This window comes from Paenibacillus sp. WLX1005 (assembly GCF_046603685.1).
Classification (GTDB): Bacteria; Bacillota; Bacilli; order Paenibacillales; family Paenibacillaceae; genus Saccharibacillus.
This window is the reverse complement of the sequence record NZ_CP176756.1, coordinates 4614653-4631401: the sequence shown is the minus strand read 5'-3', so window position 1 is coordinate 4631401 and position 16749 is coordinate 4614653. Positions and strand designations below refer to the sequence as shown.

16 protein-coding genes and 1 riboswitch are annotated in these 16749 nt (G+C 48.1%); of the genes, 15 read left to right on the top strand and 1 reads right to left on the bottom strand.

Features of this window, described 5'->3' with window-relative positions:
• Positions 1-87: 87 nt before the first annotated feature.
• From ACE3MZ_RS19860 to ACE3MZ_RS19830, 7 genes are all read left to right on the top strand, one after another.
• On the top strand, positions 88-918 hold the full coding sequence (locus ACE3MZ_RS19860; protein WP_411343832.1) for an alpha/beta hydrolase: 831 nt from the start codon (positions 88-90) through the stop codon (positions 916-918).
• 98 nt (positions 919-1016) lie between these two features.
• Positions 1017-1118: riboswitch (TPP riboswitch) on the top strand.
• A 137-nt stretch (positions 1119-1255) separates the two neighbouring features.
• The gene (gene thiM, locus ACE3MZ_RS19855) at positions 1256-2089 is read left to right on the top strand and encodes a hydroxyethylthiazole kinase (protein WP_411343831.1); all 834 of its coding nucleotides are present in this window, start codon (positions 1256-1258) and stop codon (positions 2087-2089) included.
• A gap of 21 nt (positions 2090-2110) precedes the next feature.
• Positions 2111-2920: a bifunctional hydroxymethylpyrimidine kinase/phosphomethylpyrimidine kinase gene (gene thiD / locus ACE3MZ_RS19850; protein WP_411343830.1), complete on the top strand. Its 810-nt coding sequence runs from the start codon at positions 2111-2113 to the stop codon at positions 2918-2920.
• Positions 2917-3603, top strand: coding sequence for a thiamine phosphate synthase (thiE, locus tag ACE3MZ_RS19845; RefSeq protein WP_411343829.1), 687 nt, complete (start codon positions 2917-2919; stop codon positions 3601-3603). Before thiD ends, thiE begins: the two co-directional genes overlap by 4 nt.
• Positions 3604-3789: 186 nt before the next feature.
• Positions 3790-5070: a helix-turn-helix domain-containing protein gene (locus tag ACE3MZ_RS19840; protein ID WP_411343828.1), complete on the top strand. Its 1281-nt coding sequence runs from the start codon at positions 3790-3792 to the stop codon at positions 5068-5070.
• Between the two features lie 393 nt (positions 5071-5463).
• Complete coding sequence (locus tag ACE3MZ_RS19835; RefSeq protein WP_411343827.1) at positions 5464-5880, top strand: hypothetical protein; 417 nt, start codon at positions 5464-5466, stop codon at positions 5878-5880.
• A gap of 94 nt (positions 5881-5974) precedes the next feature.
• On the top strand, positions 5975-6796 hold the full coding sequence (locus tag ACE3MZ_RS19830) for a hypothetical protein (RefSeq protein WP_411343826.1): 822 nt from the start codon (positions 5975-5977) through the stop codon (positions 6794-6796).
• Positions 6797-7106: 310 nt separating this feature from the next.
• Here ACE3MZ_RS19830 and ACE3MZ_RS19825 read toward each other — a convergent pair whose 3' ends face one another.
• The gene (locus ACE3MZ_RS19825; RefSeq protein WP_411346863.1) at positions 7107-7637 is read right to left on the bottom strand and encodes a DoxX family protein; all 531 of its coding nucleotides are present in this window, start codon (positions 7635-7637) and stop codon (positions 7107-7109) included.
• 470 nt (positions 7638-8107) lie between these two features.
• Here ACE3MZ_RS19825 and ACE3MZ_RS19820 point away from each other — a divergent pair, with 470 nt between their 5' ends.
• The 8 genes from ACE3MZ_RS19820 (at position 8108) to ACE3MZ_RS19785 (ending at position 16416) form a co-directional block, all read left to right on the top strand.
• A complete protein-coding gene (locus ACE3MZ_RS19820) occupies positions 8108-9364 on the top strand; it encodes a DUF3048 domain-containing protein (RefSeq protein WP_411343825.1) in 1257 nt (418 codons plus the stop codon).
• 215 nt (positions 9365-9579) lie between these two features.
• On the top strand, positions 9580-10194 hold the full coding sequence (locus ACE3MZ_RS19815) for a DUF47 domain-containing protein (protein WP_411343824.1): 615 nt from the start codon (positions 9580-9582) through the stop codon (positions 10192-10194).
• 234 nt (positions 10195-10428) lie between these two features.
• Positions 10429-11430, top strand: coding sequence for an anion permease (locus ACE3MZ_RS19810; RefSeq protein WP_411343823.1), 1002 nt, complete (start codon positions 10429-10431; stop codon positions 11428-11430).
• A 202-nt stretch (positions 11431-11632) separates the two neighbouring features.
• Positions 11633-12595, top strand: coding sequence for a magnesium/cobalt transporter CorA (gene corA / locus ACE3MZ_RS19805; protein WP_411346862.1), 963 nt, complete (start codon positions 11633-11635; stop codon positions 12593-12595).
• Between the two features lie 529 nt (positions 12596-13124).
• On the top strand, positions 13125-13415 hold the full coding sequence (locus ACE3MZ_RS19800; RefSeq protein ID WP_188778663.1) for a YerC/YecD family TrpR-related protein: 291 nt from the start codon (positions 13125-13127) through the stop codon (positions 13413-13415).
• Positions 13416-13418: 3 nt separating this feature from the next.
• Positions 13419-14216: a sirohydrochlorin chelatase gene (locus tag ACE3MZ_RS19795; protein WP_411343822.1), complete on the top strand. Its 798-nt coding sequence runs from the start codon at positions 13419-13421 to the stop codon at positions 14214-14216.
• Between the two features lie 101 nt (positions 14217-14317).
• Positions 14318-15226 (top strand): diacylglycerol kinase, encoded by a 909-nt coding sequence (locus ACE3MZ_RS19790; protein ID WP_411343821.1) that lies wholly within the window; start codon positions 14318-14320, stop codon positions 15224-15226.
• A 248-nt stretch (positions 15227-15474) separates the two neighbouring features.
• Positions 15475-16416 carry a DUF1963 domain-containing protein gene (locus ACE3MZ_RS19785; RefSeq protein WP_411343820.1) on the top strand — a complete coding sequence of 314 codons (942 nt, stop codon included), beginning with the start codon at positions 15475-15477 and terminating at the stop codon, positions 16414-16416.
• The last annotated feature ends 333 nt before the right edge of the window (positions 16417-16749 follow it).

Here is a 16749-nt window from a genome sequence, read left to right as displayed (position 1 = left end):
ACAGATAGAACAATAGAGGAAATGGATATCGGAGCGCTGATGAAGCCATGCCTCATGCAGCAACCATACAGACAAGGAGGAATTACCATGGAACGGAATATTACGATTCGTCATCATGATGTAGATCTGGCAGCCAGTATTCATTACCCGGCGCAGGAGCACAAGTCGGAAGGCAAGGGTAAAGGGCGAACACCGCTGGTCGTGATCTGCCACGGGTTTATCGGCAATCGGATCGGTACAGATCGCCTGTTTGTCAGCAGTGCGCGCGAACTGGCAGCAGACGGATACATGGTTGTTCGTTTTGACTATGCGGGTTGCGGTGAGAGTGGTGGTCAATATGGTCAACAGGGCATTGAGTCCATGGTTGAGCAGACGCGTACCGTATTGGATTATGTCGTCAACTGCAATGATATTGATCCAACGCGTGTAACATTGCTCGGTCACAGTCTGGGTGGTGCGGTAGCGCTGCTGACTGCGGTGCGGGATCGCCGCGTGAATCATTTGGTGCTCTGGTCGGCGGTCGGTCATCCATTTAACGATATTGTCAAAATCGTCGGTCGCGAAACGTATGAGCAGGCGGTCATTCAAGGGGAAGCAGATCATCAGAGTTATACGTTCACGCCGGCTTATTTTGAATCGTTGGGCAACTTCCAACCGTTCCAAGAAGCACGCCGGTTTACTGGCGATGTGCTGGTCGTGCATGGCACAGGAGACGATGTGATTCCGGTCGACTATTCGTTCCTATACCAAAAGGAATTCTGGACACGGACGGAAGGTCGCTGTGATAAGCAGATTATTTTTCAGGCAGATCATACGTACTCATCCGGTCCACATCGCCGCGAACTGCTGGATCATACGCGCCAATGGCTTGCCGAGCGCGAAGCGGCACAGACACAGTGGCAGCACTGGATGATCTGAGTATCGTACTCAATTCCTTTTTTGCCAAATGATCATGAGCGTGATATGGTAAACGTGCAACAACTAGCATAGACACAATCAAACTGCATAGGTTATACGCATTTCACTAGGGGAGCCTGACGGCTGAGACGGAATATTGTTCCGGACCCTTGGAACCTGATCTGGATGATACCAGCGGAGGGAAGTGGAACATCGATTCGTTCATGCAACAGACAGCCATTGTGATCATGATATGGCGGTTTCTAGTGAAAGGATACGACCCACCTGTCTCTTACGGGAGAACGGTGGGTCTTTTTGCGTTTGTTTGTATTGTAAAACATCTGAAGGAGGAAATAGAATGTCTTTTTTGCGAACGGTACGGGAGCGTCAACCGCTTGTTCACAATATTACCAATGTTGTCGTTACGAATTTTACTGCCAATGGATTGCTGGCGCTGGGCGCCTCGCCATTTATGGCATTTGCACATGAGGAAGTAGAGGATGTAGCAGCGATGGCAGGAGCCGTCATGCTCAATATCGGTACGCTTGATCCGTATGTCGTGCAGTCGATTTTGTTAGCAGGCAAAGCGGCGAATCATGCCAGTGTACCAGTAGTATTCGATCCGGTAGGTGCCGGAGCGACGCCCTACCGTACCGCTTCTGCTCAGCAAATTACGGAAGAAGTACGTGTCGATATTGTGCGCGGCAATGTGGCGGAAGTTGCCAACGTCATTGGGGAAGCGTGGCAGATCAAAGGCGTCGATGCAGGTGGCGGAGATGGCGACCGCGTACAACTGGCAATTCGAGCGGCGCGTCAGTTGCATTGCATCGTAGTCATTACAGGTGCTGAGGATCTGGTGACAGATGGGGAACAAGTGCATGGGATCGCCAACGGTCATCCTCTGCTCACACAGGTCACAGGAGCAGGTTGTCTACTTAGCTCGGTTGTCGCTGCATTTGCTGCGGTTACGGATGGAAGCCGAGCGCAATTGTTGCAGTCGTCGGTAGAGGCGTTGATCTTTTACGGAGTAGCTGCGGAGCTGGCGGCGGAACGTGCCGGGCAGCATGGAACAGGTAGTTTTCAGATCGAGCTGTTGAATATGCTAGGTACGGTTACGCCGGAGCAAGTACAGCAGCGGGGGCGTATGACTCAGAAATTGGACATTCATCAGCCAGATCATCATCTATCTTGAACAGAAAGGAGAGATTGTACGATGCGTATTCATCAGGCATTAACGATTGCTGGCTCGGATAGCGGCGGCGGTGCAGGCATTCAGGCAGATCTGAAAACATTTCAGGAGCTAGGGATATACGGTATGTCCGTAGTGACCGCTGTTACCGCGCAAAATACTGCTGGCGTACAGGGCGTATATCCTGTTGAGCAGCAAGGTGTAGTCACGCAGCTGCATTCCATCGGCGACGATCTACAGCCGGATGCGGTGAAGACCGGCATGTTATTCAGCGCTGACATTATTCGCGAAGTGGCAACAGCCGTGCGACAGTATGAGTGGAGCAAGCTGGTGATCGATCCCGTGATGGTGGCAAAAGGCGGCTCCGTACTGCTGCAACAACAGGCGATGCAAGCGCTCATTCAGGAGCTATTGCCGCTAGCGGCAGTCATCACGCCCAATGTACCGGAAGCGGAACTCTTAACGGGTAACACCATCCGCACACTAAGCGAACGCGAACAGGCGGCGCGGCAACTTGTTCAGATGGGCGCTCGTGCCGCTGTTATCAAAGGCGGGCATGATACATCCACCACGCAAGCAGTCGATGTACTGTTCGACGGTACGCAATTTCATTATGTAGAGCGTCCGCGTGTAGACACTCCGCATACGCACGGCACGGGCTGTACCTATTCAGCAGCTATGACCGCCGAATTAGCCAAAGGCAGCGGATTGCTGGAAGCAGTACAAACCGCCAAAGCATTCGTGCATGCAGCGATCGAAGACGGATTGGGCATCGGCTCTGTACACGGACCGACCAATCATTTTGCCTATCGAAAAAGGGGTGCTGTACGATGAATCATCTACCATCCAGCGGTACGACAACACGCATACAATGGATACGTGAACGCTTGCCCCTTTATCTCGTCATGGGCAGTGTGAATTGCAAGCATACGCCAGAGCAAGTGCTGGAGCAGGCGATTGCCGGTGGCGTTACGCTATTTCAATACCGGGAAAAGGGCATACAAGCGCTGCACGGCTCAGCATATGTGGAGCTGGCACGGCGTTTGCAGGATATTTGCCGGAAGCAGCAGGTGCCGTTTATCGTGAATGACGATCTGGAGCTGGCATTGGAGCTGGATGCGGATGGGCTGCATGTCGGACAGGACGACGCCCCGGCAGAATGGATACGTGAGCGCCTCGGTCCTGACAAAATTGTCGGCGTATCGTCCCATTCACTGGTTGAAGCCAGCCGCGCCATCGCCGCCGGAGCAGACTATCTGGGCATCGGTCCGATCTATCCCACCACATCCAAAGACGATGCAGAGCCAGTACGCGGCACAGAAGTTATCCAGCAATTACGCCACTCTGGACTGACTATCCCACTGGTCGGCATCGGCGGCATTCACGAACATAATGCTGCGCCGGTATTAATCGACGGTGCCGATGGTGTCGCGGTCATCTCCGCCATTGCTGCGTCTGACGAGCCTTCAACCGCAGCACAGCATTTGAAAAAAGTGATCATGGAACATTTAGGTTGAAGGTTATTCCGCATCGTTTGAGTTGCTGTGTGCATTTGCCTATAATGGGATTGAAAATCTCCTGTGTGTATACGAGCTACGTATGATCCTACTGAAATATAGAGTGGCTGTTCATCAATGTAGAGATCGGATCAACATATGCACACAGGAGAGAATACGCAAGCGATGCCGGAAGGAGCAATCTGTATGCTAAAAGAACGAATACAATACCTCTGCGATAAGAAGCAATTGTCCCGCAAGGAGCTAACCGACGGCTTGGTGACACAGGCGCACTTTTCCAATATTTTGGCGGGGCGTTATCCGTTACCGGATGATCTGGCAGAAGCTGTGGCACAGCGGCTTGGCGTAGAGACGGACTATATTACACAGACGGACAATACTGAGGAGCATATTTTACGAGAAGCACAGCGAATTGTGGACATGTTGTCGGCACAGGCTTCATCCATTTCGGAGCAGAGCGTGAATGATCTGCCGGATCGGCATCCAGCGCTGACCGTGGAGTTGACAACCGCACTCATGAAGGCGACCTACTATCAGCAGTTAAACGATCAGGATGCATATCGGTATGTACATCAGTCCTATTTGAACGTATATCTGGAGCACTTCGGACGGCAAGATCATATTCAATTGCCGACACCGCTACGTCAAGCATTGCTTTTTTATAAAATCCAGCACTTCCGTTCGCTCGGGCAATATCATGACGTGCTGCACCAATCGGAATTGTGGCTACCATTGCTGGCACATGGCAGCGAAACATGGTTGACGGCACAGCAGATTCGCCTTGAAGCTTATGTACATACGCGGCAATTGGAACAAGCCAAAGCTTCTTTTGAAACGATCATCTCACATATCTACCAACAACGCATGTTTCATCGGTTATCCGGTTTGTATGTGCTGTACAGCGGATATTGCTTTTCGATGGAGTGGACACAGGAAGCGTTGACCGCCCTATCTATGGCGGAAGCGCATCTCGTACATACACAGCAGCAGAGCGATACACTAAGCGCCATTATGAACAATCGTATTATTATGCTCACCCGCAGTGGGGAATGGTCGCAGGCAGAGCAGGAGATTGATAACTTTCAAAGTATCGTGCAGATGCAGCCGCAAGAAGTCCAGCAGCAGTGGGAGCCGACGTTGCTGATCTATCGCTGCGATATCGCTTGGACGCGTCAGAGCTGGGGTAAGCTGGTGGAGCTACTGGAGATGCTGCGTGCGTGTACATTAACCGCCGATCAGCAGATGTCGCTGTGCTTTTATGAAAGTCAGCTATCGCTATCCGCCGGGAAAAATGAGTCGTTTGCCGAGCAGGCACTGCAATGTTTGCCGTATTTTGAACAGATTCGTCAGCAGGAGAGATTGAGTGTGCTGTATGAAGGATTGGCGACGGTGGCGGAGGAGCAGCGACGATACAAGGATGCAGCACTTTATTATCGCAAGCTAGTCTATGTACTGCGTCGCGCTTGATGATGGAGAATGGAATGTTTAGGAATGGAATATGAGAGAACGAAATGTGGAGAATTGGATGCAATCAAGTGAAATTATGTTGCTCAACCACTGCTAGATTCGCCCAAACAAGCAATATCAATGCAATCCACGCTCCTATAAACGACGGATTCTCCGTATTTATTTGTAAAAAAGCACCCATTCTCCTCACATTCCTATCATTTTGTGTGACTCAAGCAGGCAGTTTGCCTGCTTTTTTGTATGTTCTCAAACGTATTGTAGCAGTCAATCGCCCTTTTTATAATAAAAGTAAGCCATAGGAATGCAGGAGTGAATCACTTGATATGGTCTTTGCCCATTCATCCCGCATCAACCCACGTTATACTATTTAAACGTTAAAGGAGAGTATGATTGATGATGAAATTTTTCAAAAAGAAAGCTGATTCCAACGACCGATTGCAGCAGGCAGATCAGGCGTTAAACAAAGGCTTGAGCGGTATGCTCATCAAAGGGCTGATTCCTCAGGAGCATCGTCAGCATATGAACGCTGGGCTCGAAGCCGCCAAGCAGCTACAACGTGCATCATCCGGTCAGGTAGCAATAACCGCAATGGCAACCGTCGTATCTGTCACAGATACGGGCAAACTGGTCAATTTTGATCCGATTGTGGTCTTGTCGCTGAATGTAGTTGAGAATCGTGGTGACCGTTATTCCCATACTATGGAGACGCTCGTACCAAAGATGCAAATCCCGCGTCCTGGCGACGTGATCGGGCTTGGCACTCACCCCGCGCATCCATCTTCATTTATCTATATGGGACCACTTGACTGAATGCTCTTACGGGTATATTCCATTGCAACGAATAACGAATAACGAATAACGAATAACGAATAACGAATAAATTTTGCTGTGAAATGAGGAATGAATGATGATTAAAATTCTGACAACAACGGGTATACTATGTTTGATGGCGGTGTTATTTCTACCCCTCTATGCCAATTTCACTGGTGGAGACGCGTTCTCCGTTATTCATACTTCATGGTATAAGCCATTACTATATACCGGCTTCGGGCTGGTATGTATCTCACCTATTCTAAGTACTATATTCAGTCTGCGCACGGTTACATCAGGTGAACCGGCGGTCGGTCTGATCCGACACATTCAGCAAACGGGCACATACATCAACGAGCAACCACAGTTACTGATCGAAGTGATGGTCACACGTCATGGACAGGAGCCTTACCCAGCATCGTTCAAAGCCATCATCCCGCAAACTGCTATGCCACAATTCCAGCCGGGTAGTGTCATTCCACTACTAGTCTCTGCCAAGCATCCATCTCAGGTCGGTCTGGATCGCAATGGTCAGGTGTCGCAGCACGATATGCAGTCCTTGCTCAATGAACAGATGATTCGGCAAGGAGTAGACCCGGAAACGATAGAGATTGCACGTCATGGTGAACAGCTGTATGCCAAAGTACTGGACGTTGTGCACCTTGGCAACACTCATAATGGCAAGCTTTCCTTACAATTCACACTGAGCCTAACTAGACCCAACGGCGAGACACGCACCATCCATACGCAAAAAGATATTTTTGAAAGTAATCTCTCACAACTACAACAAGGGCATATCATCCGTGTGATGTATTCTGACCAATACCCGGACGACGTAGCCTTAATGCTATCAACGGGCGAGCAAGATCTGCAACGCGCATTTGGTGGAACAGACGCAACGACAAAGAGAGGATAATCACCTCAGGTTCATTTGCATGTAAAATAGCCAGCCTCGTCTAAGCGGCATATCCGCCTACACGAGACTGGCTATTGTTATCATCTGATTCTGACGCTACATCTGATTTACGGCAAATACACGCCGGAACATCGTTGTCGTAACGGAGCATCGTTGTCATACAAGGAACGTTTGCAATGGAATGGTATGATGCGTAACGCTCAATTGGCAATCCCTGCGATGGATTCCTCTTGCCCCATACCTGATTCCGTACATACAGAGCTTATTCTTCTACAAGTTATCCAACTCTGCACACAGTGCGCAAATTCAGTTAGATCGCGGTATGCTTCGGCGTATTGGGCGTTCCATCGCCGTGTTTAGGTTGGCGTTTGAAAATATGTGTTCTCAGATAAGGCAGTACCCAGCGATCCAGACCGATTTTACCAGCATTGGCACCCGCAACGACGATGAAGATTTCGAGCAGGATCAGATAAGGATTCGTGCTGATCGTACCCGAGAACAGGAAGGCAAAGTTCATCACCATACCCATCAGAGCTGCGACGGTTGTAAATGTACCAAGGATCAGACCAAGACCAACGAGGAACTCACCACACGGTACAAGTATATTGAATAATCCAACATTTGGCAGGGCAAAGTGTTCTAGGAAGCCTGCCCATGCTGCTTTTACGACTGGCTTTTCCCCGGTGCTTAGTGCAATCGCATTTGTCAGGAATCCGCTAGCATCGAATCCGCCAGTCAATTTACCCCAGCCGCCTTCAATCCATTGAAAGCCGACATAAATACGAAGAACGGTTAACAACCACATTGCAATTTTGTTTTGTCTGAGCCATGTGTTCATGATTCATACACCCCTTAATCAATTTGTAATGATCATCTCTTTCATGACTTTATTTTAAAACATGATTAAAATTTAATATGTAACAAAAATCACAATCAAGCTTATTTTTTAATATTCTTATATTAAGTCATTGTAAAGCGTAGTAATTTACATATAAATTCCAGAAATATATCGGATACCGTTCCGCTAGCGAATCAGCTATGTATATAATGAGCTTATTATGTGAAGCAGAAGGATACATAGTTGCACGTTTACAGGTTCGTTTAAGCTTCATATGTCATATTAGATTCAGAACCAATATGCACATTCATTCCCTTCTGTCCATGATTCCTGTTCATGCGAAGTTCATCCGGCTCTGCTACGCTGACTATATAGCGCTGAGCGAAAAGGATGTACACGGCAGATCATACGAAGCATGGTAGCAAGAAGGAATGAATACGAGTATGGCGGTTCTGCTATTCAAGGAGGAACTGATGAACGCATTGTCATCCCTGAAAAGAAGCCGCTGGTGCTGCATCCTTGTGCTTGTCGCTGTACTTACAGCGTGCCAGTCGGAAGAAGCAGCGCAGCCTGCGCCACCAGCCGTATCCGTACCAGAGCAAACACCGTCAACCGAGCCGATTCCGGAAGAACCTGTTCAGCAGCCTGCATATACTGCACCGTTAACCGGGCTGGATGTGGAGCAGCCGGATGATGCACGTCCGATTGCGGTGATGATTAACAATGCGCCTGCCGCGCGTCCACAATCTGGATTAACACAGGCGGATATGGTGTACGAGGTGCTGGCAGAAGGCGGGATTACGCGGCTGATCGCTGTGTATCAGAGTTATCATGGTGACGTTACGATCGGTCCGGTACGCAGTATTCGTCCGTATTTGATTCATATCGGCGATACGCTTCATGCCTTGCTAGTACATGCTGGTGGCAGTACGGACGCTTATTCTATTTTGCAGCGTGATGATACAGAGCATCTGGACGAGATCACCAATGCCAGCGCTCCCTTCTGGCGCGATTCCAGTCGCAAGGCTCCGCATAATCTGTACACAAATGAAGTCAAACTACGGGAAGCCGCACAGAAAAAGGGCTATGCCGAAACGGTAACTTTGCCGACATTTTCCTTTGTGCATGGAGCAGAGCAATCCGCAACATCATCAACCGATACCGGGGATTCTGGTGCAACGGATGCTGCAACAACGCCGCCAACAGATGCCATGGATTCCAATACGGCAGGCACTGCTACAGAAGTGTCTGATCCAGCGGTAAGCAACACTAGTCCTGCTGGTGAAAGAAGTGCAGATTCCGCGCCTGAACAGGCAACTACGATCGAACTACGTTTCCTGCTCGACAGCTACAAGGTTGGTTATCTCTACAATGAAGCAACCGGTTTGTACAAACGTCAGATGAATGGCGAGGATCATATCGATCTTAATACCGGTAAGGTGCTTACCGCCGCCAATGTACTCGTGCTTGGTGGAGACTACAAAGTACTCGACGATGTCGGTCGACTCAGTCTGGATATGAATTCTGGCGGGGAGGCGATTTTGTTTCAACAGGGCAATATGATTTCGGGACAATGGAGTCGCAAATCTGGCGATGTTATCCGCTTTTATCAGGATGGCAAGGAAGTGCCGTTTGTGCCCGGAGTGACCTACTATAACATTGTGCCGAACAGCGGCTCATTTAACAGTCATCTTACAATTGATGGTGAAAAAATGGATGTAAATGGATGAAATATCCATTTTAAGTGTAATGTATAGGGTAGACGTCGAATGTTGTATGATTTTTGTATGATAATTATGCATGATTTTATAAGCTATTCTTTACAAAATGGTGTACGGATTGATAAGATAACAAAGGTTGCTATCAGAGCCAAATTTGCGTTTGATGCGTTTAAAATGCATTTTGCCGACAAGTTTCGGCACAATTGTGAAAAGGGGTTAGAGGAATGCGTATTAAAAAGAAGGATATCTTTTTTGAGACGCTGGAGAATATGGCGGATACGATTGTACAGGCCGCAGATTACTTCGCTGAACAAGTTGCGAGTCTGAACAATATCCAGCAATTCACCAAAACGATGAAAGATTACGAGAACCAGTGCGACACTTACACGCATACGATCATTACCGAGCTGAACAAAACATTCATTACACCGCTGGAACGTGACGATATTATGGATCTCACGACGACGATGGATGATGTAATCGACGGCATGGAAGCTTGTGCTTCCCGTTTTGATATGTATCACCTGAGTGAGCCTGACCAATATATTAACCGTTTTGCAGAGATTCTGCGCGAGTGTGCGTATGAGATGCAAAAAGCGATTCACCTGCTTTCCCAGAAAAAACTGCTGGCAATCCGTGAGCATACGATTCGTTTGAACGATCTGGAGAACCAAGGCGATGACGTAATGCGCGAATGTATCAAAGAACTGTTCGCTAACGTCAAAGACCCGATCGAACTGATCAAACGCAAAGAAATCTACGAGCGCCTGGAAACGACAACCGACGCCTGTGAAGATGTAGCTAACATGCTGGAATCCATCATCATGAGCAACTCCTGATCATGAATGGAAAATCGAACCGACCTGTACAAGAGTGGTTCGTTTTTCGTTTGCCGCTGGAACGGTGTATACTGCTCCCGTTGTGCTAAACGTGATCATCAGCATTGCAGTTTAAACGAACCATTACAGACATGATGATTTTGCGGAATGGGCAAAATCTCACGATAATTAAGGAGGTAGGATCATTCGGTTCCCGTGGATAGGAGTGGGAGCACAACCGAATGATGAATAAATATGGTAGAAACCTCATTATGGGTATTAGGCATTGTCGTATTCCTGGCGCTCGCCTTTGACTTTATCAACGGCTTCCACGATACGGCGAATGCGATTGCCACATCGGTATCGACTCGCGCATTGCCACCACGTACCGCCATTCTAATGGCGGCAGTGATGAACTTTGTCGGTGCGATTACCTTTACTGGCGTTGCCAAAACGATCGGTGGCAGTGTAGCCGATCCGACCAAGCTGGACAACGGGATTCAGATCGTAATCGCGACCTTGATCGCGGCGATCATCTGGAATCTGGCGACCTGGCTGTTCGGTATTCCGTCTTCTTCCTCTCACGCGCTGATTGGTGCGCTGGCTGGAGCGGTACTCGTTGGAGCCGGTTCCGATTCAGTCAATTGGAGCGGATTCGGTACGATCGTTGAAGGTCTGTTGTTGTCGCCTTTGATCGCATTTGTGATGGGTTTTATCGTCATGTATATTCTGAAATGGATCTTCGCCAAGCGCAGCCCGCATACGGTCAACAAAGGCTTCCGTACGATGCAGATTCTGACCGCCGCACTACAGTCATTCTCGCACGGTACGAATGATGCGCAGAAGGCAATGGGGATCATTACGTTCGCGCTGGTCGCTGCTGGTGTGCAGGATCATCTGGAAGTCCCTTTATGGGTGAAAATCTCTGCTGCAACCGCGATGGCACTCGGTACATCGGTTGGTGGTTGGAAAATCATCAAAACGATGGGTACGAAAATTTTCAAAATCGAACCGATTAACGGTTTTGCCGCAGATGCAACGTCCGCAACGGTTATCTTCACCGCGACACTGACTCATTTGCCAGTCAGTACAACGCATGCTGTAACTTCCGCCATTCTCGGTGTTGGTGCTGCCAAGCGTTTCCGTGAAGTGAAGTGGGGACTTGCTGGTCGGATCGTAATCGCGTGGATTGTGACCATTCCGGTCGCTGCCGGTTTGTCCGGTCTGATCTATCTGTTGCTGTTCAAACTGTTCTAATCACATCTTTGCATAAGCTATCATCCTCTGTCTGACTTCTAGTGAGTGGTCAGTCAGACAGGCGATGATACGTATACTATTCCGCCGTTGCTCTGTGACGGCGGTTTTTTATGCGCTGTGGCGCCAGACTATGTGCTGCATATCCAGTTGTGATATACTCGCGGAAGATTAGCGATTCTTGTAGGAAATGAGGATGAGCCGGTTGATACGCATACTTGGCATCACACCAGAACATACTATTGTGGAGCATGTGCCACTGGAAGATATTCATCATGAGAAATATGCTTGGTGCTGGGTCGATTTTGATCGACCGACAGAAGAAGAGTCGGAGCTACTAAGCACCTTTTTTCATTTTCACCCGCTGGCAGTAGAGGATTGTATGCACCTGCTGCAACGTCCCAAGATGGATTACTACGGGGATGTCCAATTTCTCGTTTTGCATAAAGTACAGCGCGATACATTGAATGCTGAGGAAGTCGATCTGTTCGTTAGCGATCGTCTGATTGTCTCGTTTCATCATGAGCAGCATCAAGAAGTTGATACTGCATGGCAACGTGTGCTGAGCTACCATGATGGCAAACGCCCCAAATGGCTGCGCGGACCGATTGCTGTCGCCTATATGATTATCGATAAAATCGTCGATGAATATTTTCCATGCGTGTTCGATATTGAGGATGAATTGGATGCGCTGGAGAAACTCGGTCCGAATGAAGCGGTGGATGAGCTGCTGAACCAGGTGTTCGCCCTACGTTCAAGGCTACTCAAGCTCCGCCGGACGATTGTGCCGATGCGTGATCTGATGTATCGGATTATTAACTCCCAGCATATTCAGAAAGTCGACGAGCACCATTCGTATTTTGGCGATATTTACGATCATTTGCTCAAGCTGTCCGATATGATTGAGTCAGATCGTGAGATGACGTCGGATTTGCGGGATAGTTATATTTCGCTCAATTCCAACCGGATGAATGGCATTATGAAGACATTGACCGTGATTACGACCGTATTCATGCCGTTGACGTTGATCGCGGGCATTTACGGAATGAACTTCGACAATATGCCGGAGCTGCATTGGAAATACGGCTATTTTGCTATATTGTTCCTCATGCTCATACTGGGCGGCGGGATGATGCTGCTGTTCACACGGCGAGGCTGGTTTAAATAACGGCAACAAGCTGAAATACAGAATGGACTGATATCGAATACAAATGCCAGATAAAGATGGCAATATGGAAATGCAGCGTATGTATATGTCATAGAATGTTTCTATTTTACATGTTGTGAACCAAGACAAGATCAATGACCGAATGGACATCAGTATGATGATGGATGTTGCTATAGAGTGACGTTATGTTTTCATGATGCTTCTGTACGCTCAACTATTTTCAAAATAATAGCACTGTCTATCATATGCGGACAGAGATCGGTAAATCGTTGATTGCCGCATTTCCCGACAGACCTTTGTTATCAGCCGCTAGATAGGGAACGGTGCGTTTTTTGCTGTCCTGCTGAAAAGGACAACGAATATTGAAAAGAATAATCATATTTTCATACGCGTTCCTGGCTTTACTGCGGCACAGCCAAACTGTTCCGGCGTTGTTATTCTGCAACACTGTACATCGTTAACGCTTGAAAAAACAAATGGGAATCTATACAATGAAGGTACATTAACCGTAGTAGGGGATGATCTAATCGTGCAACTTAAAAAACTTGATGATAAAAGCGTAGATCAATTATTCGAAGCGATTCTGACGCTCAAAAATTTGGAAGAATGTTATATATTTTTTGATGACCTGTGCACTGTAAACGAAATTCAATCTCTGTCTCAGCGTCTTGAAGTCGCTCGTATGCTTGGCAAAGGTGCAACGTACAACCAGATCGAAGCGGAAACCGGCGCAAGCACGGCAACCATTTCGCGTGTAAAACGCTGCCTGAACTATGGCAACGACGGCTACAAAATGACGCTGGAGCGTCTGGGACGATAACGGATGAGCAAACCGGGGATATTGATTATTAGTCATGGATCGCCGGAGTCGGAATGGATGCATTGGATTGACGAAGCCGTCGCCGCTACATCTTTTCCGGCAGACTTGCCTGTATACAGCAGCTATCTGGACAATGTGCCAGGGCGATTAATACAGGATGGAATCAATGAGCTGGAGCATCAAGGGGTAACCGATCTGTTGGTTATCCCCCTGTTTGTATCCTCTGGCAGTACACATATCGACGAAATAGGGTATGCCCTTGGCATCAAAGAAGCTCCGGAAAAAGAAACCGATCTGGAGCCTTTTGCTATTACGGCGAATGTTCATTTCGGATATCCGGTCGACGATGACGAGGATATTGCGCATATGATCTGGGATAAAATCAAGCACCTGTCAGAAGACCCGGCGCGTGAAGTCGTATTGGTCGTCGGTCATGGCAGCATTCATCCAGGCTTTCTGCATCGCTGGGTAAAAGGCATATCTTCCCTATCGCGAAGAATCGGTCATGTTAGTGGCACCGCGTATGCAGACTATGCCCTGCTGAATCCTGACAGCTTGACGCTGAAGACGCGCAAATGGAGTAATCGTGGGTATCGGGTGCTGGTTGCGCCGTTGTTTCTGAGTCGGGGCTATTTCCTGAATACCGTGATTCCCCGCCGACTGGAAGGGTTAAGCTATCAATATGCCGGTGAAGCGCTGCTGCCGCATCCGCGTCTGTCCCATTGGATGGAGCGACAAGCGGATCTATTATTGCAGCAGGTGAACAATAGTACAGGTCAAGAACGTATACGGAAACAATAGAACATAGCCGAGCCTGTTATTTTGCATATCTCTGACTGGAACGTATAGCCGTATTACTGCTTCAACAGGCTTATCACATCAACAATAGGTGGCAGAATGGAATGAAAAGAGCGAGATTAATCTATAATCCGACCTCCGGACGCGAAGAAATGCGCCGCCGCTTGGCGGATATTTTGCAGCGTCTGGATCAGGGCGGTATCGAAACGAGCTGTCATGCAACAACTGGCGAGCACGATGCAACCCATGCCGCGATGGATGCGATTGAACGCGGTGGATACGATATGATCATCGCCGCAGGTGGCGACGGTACGATCTATGAAGTCATCAACGGGATGGCGGCGTACGACAACCCGCCACCGCTGGGCATCTTCCCGCTGGGAACGACAAACGATCTGTCCCGTGCGCTGGGCATTTCGCGTAATTGGGAAGAGTACTGCGATCTCGTCATCCGTCAGCAGACACGTCCGATTGATATCGGCAAAGTGAACGATCGTTATTTTATCAACATCGCTGGTGGCGGTTCCTTTACCGAGCTGACATATGAAGTGCCCAGCAAGCTCAAGACGATGATCGGTCAGATGGCATATTATATGAAAGGCATCGAGAAGATGGTCAATCTCGCACCAACAGAGCTGATCATCCGCCCGGAAGGTATGGACCCGATCCATGACCAGTTTATGATCTTCCTCGTCGCCAATACAAACTCCGTCGGCGGCTTTGAAAAGCTGGCACCTGACGCGCGTATCGACGATGGATTATTCGATGTCATTGCTGTGAAAAATTGCAATCTCGCCGAGTTTATCCGCCTCGTCACAATGGCGCTGCGTGGGGAGCATCTAGGAGATCCGAAGGTACTATACTTCCGCACAAGTCGTATAGAGATTGAATCACCGAACAACGACCGCGTGATGCTGAATCTCGACGGAGAATTAGGCGGCAAGCTACCGGGTAAGTTTGAAGTGCTCAAGCACAAGCTGCGCATCTTCGCTAACGATAATCGACTGTTGTAAAGGTAAGTGGCGTTAATCTTCATGAGAATAGAAGATTGCAGAATAGAAGATTGCCGTAACAGATTCAGATTGTAATGAATAGTCAAATCATCTCAAGCTTCCACCGTCCCTATACTGAATTTCTGCAAAGAAAGAACAGCATACGGACGACGGAGGCTTTATTTTGTAATGGTTGTCCAACAGATTCTATCAGTACGATATTTCGATTTTTTGTCCAATAGGCTTATATTTGAAAGGAGTTATCTACAATGACCACGTATTCCAATTACCCGAATCTGCTGCCTGACGCGGAATTAAAGAAACTACTCGACAAGTACGAAGCGCCTGAGCTAGAGCATTATTTGCGCAATCACCAGCGCCCTGTGGTGAAATTGATCCGCGGTGAAAAAGGTCATGAGCGCATCGGACATTCACGCTTTGGCGGTTCCCCTGATTTGCCAGAGCAGCTGACATGGCCGCAGACGCGAGACGGACATAAGATGACCTTAATCGCGCAATTGAACCTTGCCCAACTGCAAGCAGAAATACAGGATGAAGCATATCAAGGTGTACATAGCTCGTTATTGCCTAAGCAGGGAATATTGTACTTTTTTGCAGGGGAAGGGGAAACCGCGCAGAACATTGAGCATCAGGTGCTGTATTGGAATGGAGATGATGTATCTCAGCTACGGTATCAGGAGGAAGAAGACTTTACGATTTTGGAGGAAGAAGATCAGATCAAGTTTGAAGCGTATGAGGTGCATGCGCATGCAGATGTAGAATTCCCGAACTATGGTTACAGTACTCTGTATCTGTTAGATCAGGACACACTGACCGAAGAATCCGATGAAAGCTATATGCTCATCAGCGAGGAGATGGACTGGAAGCCGGATAACAGAATCGGTCAACTGTTCGGCTATGCCGAAGGTCAGCACGGTGACGATGAACTCATCGCCACGTCGTATTGGTACAATGGCAAGTATCTGTACAAAAGTGAAGAGGATCGCAAACGGCTATTGCCGCATTTTGGCGGAGATGAAGCGCGCTTGCAGCAGGAGCTAGACGATGTATTCATGCTGCTAGAAGTGGATAGCGACCAGCAAATCGGCTTCGTCTGGTGGGATGCAGGCTATATGCACTTTTTCATTCGCAAAGAAGACTTGCTCGCAGGCAGATTTGACCGTACGTTCTGCTCGATCTATTCCAGTTAATAGAGTGTAAGAGAAGGATAGAGAACAGCAGAATGTAGGATAGAAAAGTAGAGAAGTAGCATAATGCAAAACAGAGCAATATAGAAAAGAGAAATAGATAATAGCATAATGCACAAAAGAGGGATGTAGAACAACGAAATACAGAAGAACAGAATACTTTTCCATGTACTATTGTGCTTAGTCGTCGGGAACGAGCAAAATGATGCATTTCTACGTGCAAATGTCGATAAAAATCCAACAATCCGTCGGTAAAGTAGCGATATGTATTGTAACGTCGTGCAGTTTTCTATACAATTTAATAGTTACGCATATGGAACAATCCTATGCCCCGAT

Excerpts from the sequence above, each read along its gene's own strand:
- ACE3MZ_RS19785 (WP_411343820.1), top strand. The coding sequence starts at position 15,475 with ATGACCACGTATTCCAATTACCCGAATCTGCTGCCTGACGCGGAATTA.
- ACE3MZ_RS19830 (WP_411343826.1), top strand. The coding sequence starts at position 5,975 with ATGATGATTAAAATTCTGACAACAACGGGTATACTATGTTTGATGGCG.
- ACE3MZ_RS19795 (WP_411343822.1), top strand. The coding sequence starts at position 13,419 with ATGAGCAAACCGGGGATATTGATTATTAGTCATGGATCGCCGGAGTCG.
- ACE3MZ_RS19810 (WP_411343823.1), top strand. The coding sequence starts at position 10,429 with ATGGTAGAAACCTCATTATGGGTATTAGGCATTGTCGTATTCCTGGCG.
- ACE3MZ_RS19815 (WP_411343824.1), top strand. The coding sequence starts at position 9,580 with ATGCGTATTAAAAAGAAGGATATCTTTTTTGAGACGCTGGAGAATATG.
- thiD (WP_411343830.1), top strand. The coding sequence starts at position 2,111 with ATGCGTATTCATCAGGCATTAACGATTGCTGGCTCGGATAGCGGCGGC.
- ACE3MZ_RS19835 (WP_411343827.1), top strand. The coding sequence starts at position 5,464 with ATGATGAAATTTTTCAAAAAGAAAGCTGATTCCAACGACCGATTGCAG.
- ACE3MZ_RS19820 (WP_411343825.1), top strand. The coding sequence starts at position 8,108 with ATGAACGCATTGTCATCCCTGAAAAGAAGCCGCTGGTGCTGCATCCTT.
- ACE3MZ_RS19860 (WP_411343832.1), top strand. The coding sequence starts at position 88 with ATGGAACGGAATATTACGATTCGTCATCATGATGTAGATCTGGCAGCC.
- thiM (WP_411343831.1), top strand. The coding sequence starts at position 1,256 with ATGTCTTTTTTGCGAACGGTACGGGAGCGTCAACCGCTTGTTCACAAT.
- ACE3MZ_RS19840 (WP_411343828.1), top strand. The coding sequence starts at position 3,790 with ATGCTAAAAGAACGAATACAATACCTCTGCGATAAGAAGCAATTGTCC.
- thiE (WP_411343829.1), top strand. The coding sequence starts at position 2,917 with ATGAATCATCTACCATCCAGCGGTACGACAACACGCATACAATGGATA.
- ACE3MZ_RS19790 (WP_411343821.1), top strand. The coding sequence starts at position 14,318 with ATGAAAAGAGCGAGATTAATCTATAATCCGACCTCCGGACGCGAAGAA.